The organism is Nonomuraea antri, from assembly GCF_013283785.1.
GTDB classification, from domain to species: Bacteria; Actinomycetota; Actinomycetes; order Streptosporangiales; family Streptosporangiaceae; genus Nonomuraea; species Nonomuraea antri.
Map to the genome: position 1 here is coordinate 1 of NZ_JABCPZ010000383.1, position 5,821 is coordinate 5,821.

6 protein-coding genes are annotated in these 5,821 nt (G+C 71.9%); all 6 read left to right on the forward strand.

The genetic code is table 11. The features are described 5' to 3' along the window. The first annotated feature begins 431 nt into the window (after nucleotides 1-431). The 6 genes from HII36_RS52730 to HII36_RS52755 all read left to right on the forward strand — a co-directional run bounded on the left by HII36_RS52730 (nucleotide 432) and on the right by HII36_RS52755 (nucleotide 5,669). The gene (locus tag HII36_RS52730; RefSeq protein ID WP_173530949.1) at nucleotides 432-893 is read left to right on the forward strand and encodes a hypothetical protein; all 462 of its coding nucleotides are present in this window, start codon (nucleotides 432-434) and stop codon (nucleotides 891-893) included. Between the two features lie 101 nt (nucleotides 894-994). Then, a complete protein-coding gene (locus HII36_RS52735; protein WP_173530950.1) occupies nucleotides 995-1,432 on the forward strand; it encodes a Fur family transcriptional regulator in 438 nt (145 codons plus the stop codon). A gap of 34 nt (nucleotides 1,433-1,466) precedes the next feature. Further along, nucleotides 1,467-3,701, forward strand: coding sequence for a catalase/peroxidase HPI (gene katG, locus HII36_RS52740; protein WP_173530951.1), 2,235 nt, complete (start codon nucleotides 1,467-1,469; stop codon nucleotides 3,699-3,701). Between the two features lie 211 nt (nucleotides 3,702-3,912). Then, entirely contained in the window at nucleotides 3,913-4,269 is a 357-nt protein-coding gene (locus HII36_RS52745) for a hypothetical protein (protein ID WP_173530952.1), read from the forward strand. Nucleotides 4,270-4,443: 174 nt separating this feature from the next. Beyond that, on the forward strand, nucleotides 4,444-5,097 hold the full coding sequence (locus HII36_RS52750; protein WP_173530953.1) for an MIP/aquaporin family protein: 654 nt from the start codon (nucleotides 4,444-4,446) through the stop codon (nucleotides 5,095-5,097). A gap of 11 nt (nucleotides 5,098-5,108) precedes the next feature. Beyond that, complete coding sequence (locus HII36_RS52755; RefSeq protein WP_173530954.1) at nucleotides 5,109-5,669, forward strand: ferritin-like domain-containing protein; 561 nt, start codon at nucleotides 5,109-5,111, stop codon at nucleotides 5,667-5,669. Nucleotides 5,670-5,821 lie beyond the last annotated feature (152 nt).

A 5,821-nucleotide genomic window follows, 5' to 3' on the forward strand; every position in this document is an offset into this window, starting at 1 on the left:
GATTGTGCCGGTTTCCACGTCGCTCATAGGGGCCTCTGGATACCCGGCCGACGTTCGGCAAACGTTCTCAATCGGTAGGTGAAGGCTTTGTCGCCTCGACCATGACGGTGTTGAACCACGGGCCGCCTTGCCGGGGCTGTGGGCCGTATCCGGGCCGGCCGTGCGATTCCGGTGATCCCTGCGCCTGTGGGCCCCACGGCTCGCGCGGGGGAGGCTGTGGAGGGTATGCCATTGCCCCATTGTGTGAGCGTCCGCCCCCTTCACCCGGGATACCCCGCCAGATGGCATCGAAGTGAACCGGGCCGCCGCGCGAGCGCGTACAAGAGCAAGACCTTCGTTCCCGACCAGGCGCCCGCCCGCGACGTAGGGTCCAGATCAGCAGCCTGTCCCCCGGCCGCCGCCGCGCCGGCCTACGTGAGATGGAAGCCAGCATGATCGTCACTCCCGCACATCTGCGCACGCTCGCCGGTCGCGCCGAGGCGCTCGCCGCCGAGGTCTGGGCGCTCCCCGACACCACGCCCGACGACTCGCCGGAGCGCGCGCCCGTCGCCGCGGCCCGCCACTCCGCCGACCTGCTGGCCCAGGGCGCGGAGAGCCTGCGGCGGGCGGCCGCGGACCTGGCCGCCGTCCAGGTCGAGCCGTGCGGCATGCCCTGGCGCGTCTGCCCGGAGCACGGCAACACCCTCGACTCCCAGGCCGGCGTCTCCACCTGCCGGGTGTGCCGGCGCACGTGGAGCTACGACCGTGCCGACCGGCCGTGCCAGGAGCCCGTGACCTGGAAGGTGATCGACAGGGCGGGAACGGAGACGAAGATGTGCGACGGACATGTGCTCGGCGCCCGCGCGGCCGTCGCCGGCGCCACCTTCATCCGGCTCGACCCGGCCCCCGCCTAGCCCTCTCACCTGGGAATTCTTCACCGTTTACCGGCGCGTCCCTTAACTTGGGTCATTCGTTCTCTTGTATCATTCAGGTTTATGAGGATAGGTTGGACGGCATGACCGCATCCAGGACTCCGACCATCGCCGAGGAACTGCGCGGTGCGGGCCTGCGGGTGACGGCCGCCCGCGTCGCACTGCTCGAAACCGTCCGGGACGGTGACCACCTCGACGTCGAGGAGATCGCCTCCGGGGTGCGCGATCGTGTCGGCCACATCTCACTTCAAGCCGTGTACGAGGCACTCAACGCGCTCGCCGCGGCGGGTCTCGTACGCCGCATCGAACCGGCCGGCAGCCCGGCCAGGTTCGAGGGGCGGGTCGGCGACAACCATCACCACATCGTGTGCCGGTCGTGCGGCGCCGTCGCGGACGTCGACTGCGCGGTCGGGCACGCGCCATGCCTGACCGCGGCCGACGACCACGGCTTCTCCATCGAGGAGGCCGAGGTCATCTACTGGGGCCGGTGCCCCGGCTGCGCGGCCACTCACCGATCTTGAGCACTGTGATCCCGTTAGTCCCGGAAGGATTCCCATGTCCGAGAACCATGACGCCATCGTCACCGACCCCAAGCCCGAGGAGACGGGCGGCTGCCCGGTCGCGCACGGACAGCGCGCCGCGCACCCGACCCAGGGCGGCGGTAACCGCCAGTGGTGGCCGGAGCGGCTCAACCTGAAGATCCTCGCCAAGAACCCGGCCGTCGCCGACCCGATGGGCGAGGGCTTCGACTACGCCGAGGAGTTCAAGAGCCTCGACCTCGCGGCCGTCAAGCGGGACATCGCCGAGGTGCTGACCACCTCGCAGGACTGGTGGCCGGCCGACTTCGGCCACTACGGCCCGTTCATGATCCGCATGGCGTGGCACAGCGCCGGCACGTACCGGATCAGCGACGGCCGCGGCGGCGCCGGCGCCGGCCAGCAGCGCTTCGCCCCGCTCAACAGCTGGCCCGACAACGGCAACCTCGACAAGGCCCGCCGCCTGCTGTGGCCGGTCAAGAAGAAGTACGGCAAGAAGCTGTCCTGGGCCGACCTGCTGATCCTCACCGGCAACGTGGCCCTGGAGTCGATGGGCTTCAAGACCTTCGGCTTCGCCGGCGGCCGCGCGGACGTGTGGGAGGCCGACGAGGACGTCTACTGGGGCCCCGAGTCCACCTGGCTCGGCGACGAGCGCTACACCGGTGACCGCGAGCTGGAGAACCCGCTCGCCGCGGTGCAGATGGGCCTCATCTACGTCAACCCCGAGGGCCCGAACGGCAACCCCGACCCGATGGCCGCGGCCCGCGACATCCGCGAGACGTTCCGCCGGATGGCGATGAACGACGAGGAGACGGCGGCCCTGATCGTCGGCGGCCACACGTTCGGCAAGACGCACGGCGCCGGCCCGTCCGAGCACGTCGGCGCCGACCCCGAGGCCGCCCCGATCGAGGCGATGGGCCTGGGCTGGAGCAACACCTTCGGCACTGGCAAGGGCGCGGACACGATCACCAGCGGCCTTGAGGGCATCTGGACGAACACGCCCACGACCTGGGACAACAGCTTCCTGGAGATCCTCTACGGCTACGAGTGGGAGCTGTTCAAGAGCCCGGCGGGCGCACACCAGTGGCGGCCGAAGGACGGCGCGGGCGACGGCACCGTGCCCGACGCCCACGACCCGGACAAGCGCGTCGCCCCGACGATGCTGACGACCGACCTCTCGCTGCGCGTCGACCCGATCTACGAGCAGATCACCCGGCGCTGGCTGGAGCACCCCGACGAGCTCGCCGACGCCTTCGCCAAGGCGTGGTTCAAGCTGACCCACCGTGACATGGGCCCGGTCGCGCGCTACCTCGGCCCGGAGGTTCCGGCCGAGACGCTGCTGTGGCAGGACCCGCTGCCCGCGCTGACGCACGAGCTGGTCGACGACGCCGACGTGGCCGCGCTCAAGGGCCAGATCCTCGCCTCCGGCCTGTCGGTGTCCGAGCTGGTGTCCACCGCGTGGGCCTCGGCCTCCTCCTTCCGCGGCAGCGACAAGCGCGGCGGCGCCAACGGCGCCCGCATCCGCCTGCAGCCGCAGAGCGGCTGGGAGGTCAACGACCCCGACCGCCTGGCCACCGTGCTCGGCACCCTCGAAGGCATCCAGAAGGCCTTCAACGGCGCCCAGACCGGCGGCAAGCAGGTCTCGCTGGCCGACCTGATCGTGCTCGCCGGCTGCGCGGGCGTCGAGAAGGCCGCCAAGGACGCCGGCTTCGACGTCCAGGTGCCCTTCACGGCCGGCCGCGTCGACGCCTCGCAGGAGCAGACGGACGTCGAGTCGTTCGCCGCGCTCGAGCCGCGCGCCGACGGCTTCCGCAACTACGTGGGCAAGGGCAACCGCCTGCCCGCCGAGTACCTGCTGCTCGACCGGGCGAACCTGCTCAACCTGAGCGCCCCCGAGATGACGGTGCTCGTCGGCGGCCTGCGCGTGCTGGGCGCCAACCACCAGCGCTCGCAGCTCGGCGTCCTGACCACCACGCCGGGCGCCCTGACGAACGACTTCTTCGTCAACCTGCTCGACCTGGGCACGACGTGGACGTCGACCGCCGCCGACGCCAACACCTTCGAGGGCCGCGACACGGCGACCGGTGCGGTCAAGTGGACCGGCAGCCGGGCCGACCTGGTCTTCGGCTCCAACTCCGAGCTGCGCGCCCTCGCCGAGGTCTACGCCAGCGACGACGCGAAGGAGAAGTTCGTCAAGGACTTCGTCGCCGCGTGGGACAAGGTGATGAACCTCGACCGGTTCGACCTCGTCTGATCCCTGACGCCCGGGCCGGTCGCCGTCGCGACCGGCCCGGCCGCATGCCCGGCGCCGGCGCCGCGAGCCGACGGCCGGGTTCACCGCGGGCTGAGCCCGTCCCACCCTGGCCCGAGTTCGGACGGGTCCGTCCGAGCCCCTGTTGGACACCCTGATCTCCCGGCTTTCCTCGGTCGTGTCAAGCACGAGCACCACGACCGAGGAGAACCTCATGAACCACCTCGACACCCATGACGACAACAAGGCCGCGCTGCGCGAGCACCCGGCCGTGGCCCAGGTTCTGGCGCAGTTCGGCGACGGCGCCGAGAACGTGCTGGACGAGCTGGCCGCAGGCCTGAGCCCCGAGCAGATCCAGGCGATACCGCAGGCGCCCGCCATGCCCCCGGGCGCCGGCCCGCTGGACGGGCTCAACTGCTGGAAGGCCCGCGCCGTCTACGCGGTCTACCAGCTGTTCGGCAACACGGTCTGCGCGATCGTCGGGGGTTACACCGGCGGGCTGGCCGCCATCGCGTGCCGGCTGATCAAGGCGGCCGCGGGCAAGGCCATCGACTGGAACAGCCTCTGCTGACCGGGCCGCCCGTGCTCGCGCCCCCGCCCGCCAGGTGCGGGCGCGAGCACCCGGGGCCGTAAGAGGGCCGTAAGGGGCCGTAAGGATCTCGCAACGTCCGGCACACCGCGCTGGTGCCACGATGTGCCTGATTCTGCGGCCCCATTCGTCATGTTCATGCGCCGGGAGGCTGTCATGCGCAGGTACGTCACGGAGTTCATCGGAACGTTCTTCCTGGTCTTCACGGTCGGCGCGACGGTTCTGGCCAAGGCGCCGCTGGCCCCGGTGGCCATCGGGGCGATGCTCATGGTCATGGTCTACGCCGGGGGCCACGTCTCCGGCGCCCACTACAACCCGGCCGTCACCCTGGCCGTGCTGCTGCGCGGCCGGATCGGCCTGGGCGACGCGCTCCCCTACTGGGCGGCCCAGCTCGTCGCGGGGGTCGTGGCGGCGTTCGCGGCCACCTACGTGGCCGGGCCGGCCACGATGCCGGCGCTGTCGCCCTCGGGGCGGGGGCTGTGGGTGTCGCTGCTGGCCGAGGCGCTGTTCACGTTCGCGCTCGCGTACGTGGTGCTGAACGCCGCCACCAGCAGGGACCACCCGGGCAACAGCTTCTACGGGCTGGCCATCGGCTTCACCGTGGCGGCCGGGGCGTTCGCGGTCGGCGGCGTCTCCGGCGGGGCGTTCAACCCGGCGGTGGCCGTCGGCGCCGCGTCCATGGGGCTGTTCGCCTGGTCGAAGATCTGGGTCTGGCTCCTGGCCGACCTGGTGGGCGGCGCGCTGGCGGGCGCGGCGTTCCTGGCGCTCAACCCGCAGGAACGAGTCCCGGCCGAGCCGTCAGCGGCCTGACCGCGATCGCCATGGGACTGGCACGCGAGAGGGTCGAGCGGGCGGGCGTCGCCGTGCCCGCCCTGATCGACCGGCTGGTCTCCGCCGCCCGCGCGGAGCTGATCGCCGTCTACCGCTGCACGATCCTGATCGCCGAGCCGCCCGGCCCCGGCGGCGAGGGGCTGCGCGAGATTCTCGCGGACATCCGCGCCGAGGACCGGCGCCATTTCGACGCCCTGGTCGGCCGCGTCTACGAGCTCGACGGCCGGCTGCCGGACGACCTCGGACGGTTCCTCGGCGAGTCCGCCGGATCACCGCCGGAGCCCGGCCCGGACGCATCAGACCCGGGCACGGCGTTCGCCGGGTACGCCCGCCGGGCCGTGGCCCCCTACACCGAGCTGTGCGAGCTGACCGCGGGCCGGGATCACCGTACCCATCGCCTGGCCGAGGCGATACGCGTGGAGAAGCTCGAACACCAGGCGTGGCTCGCGGAGTTCTTCGGCACCGGCCCGCCCGGGCGCTTCCGCCGCGGCTTCCGCGGCCGCTCCCCCTTCGTGGCCGGTCTGCCCGGCCCCAACGCGGGGCCGGACTGACGACGGGAGCGGCTCAGCGGGCGAAGGCGATGGCCGCGGTGGAGGCGATGACGGTCACCAGCACCGCCATGAGCAGCAGCGTGGCCATCGGGTTCTTCCTGCGCGGCGGCGCGGGCGCGGTGCCGACCCGGATCTTGGGCGCGGGCCTGGGG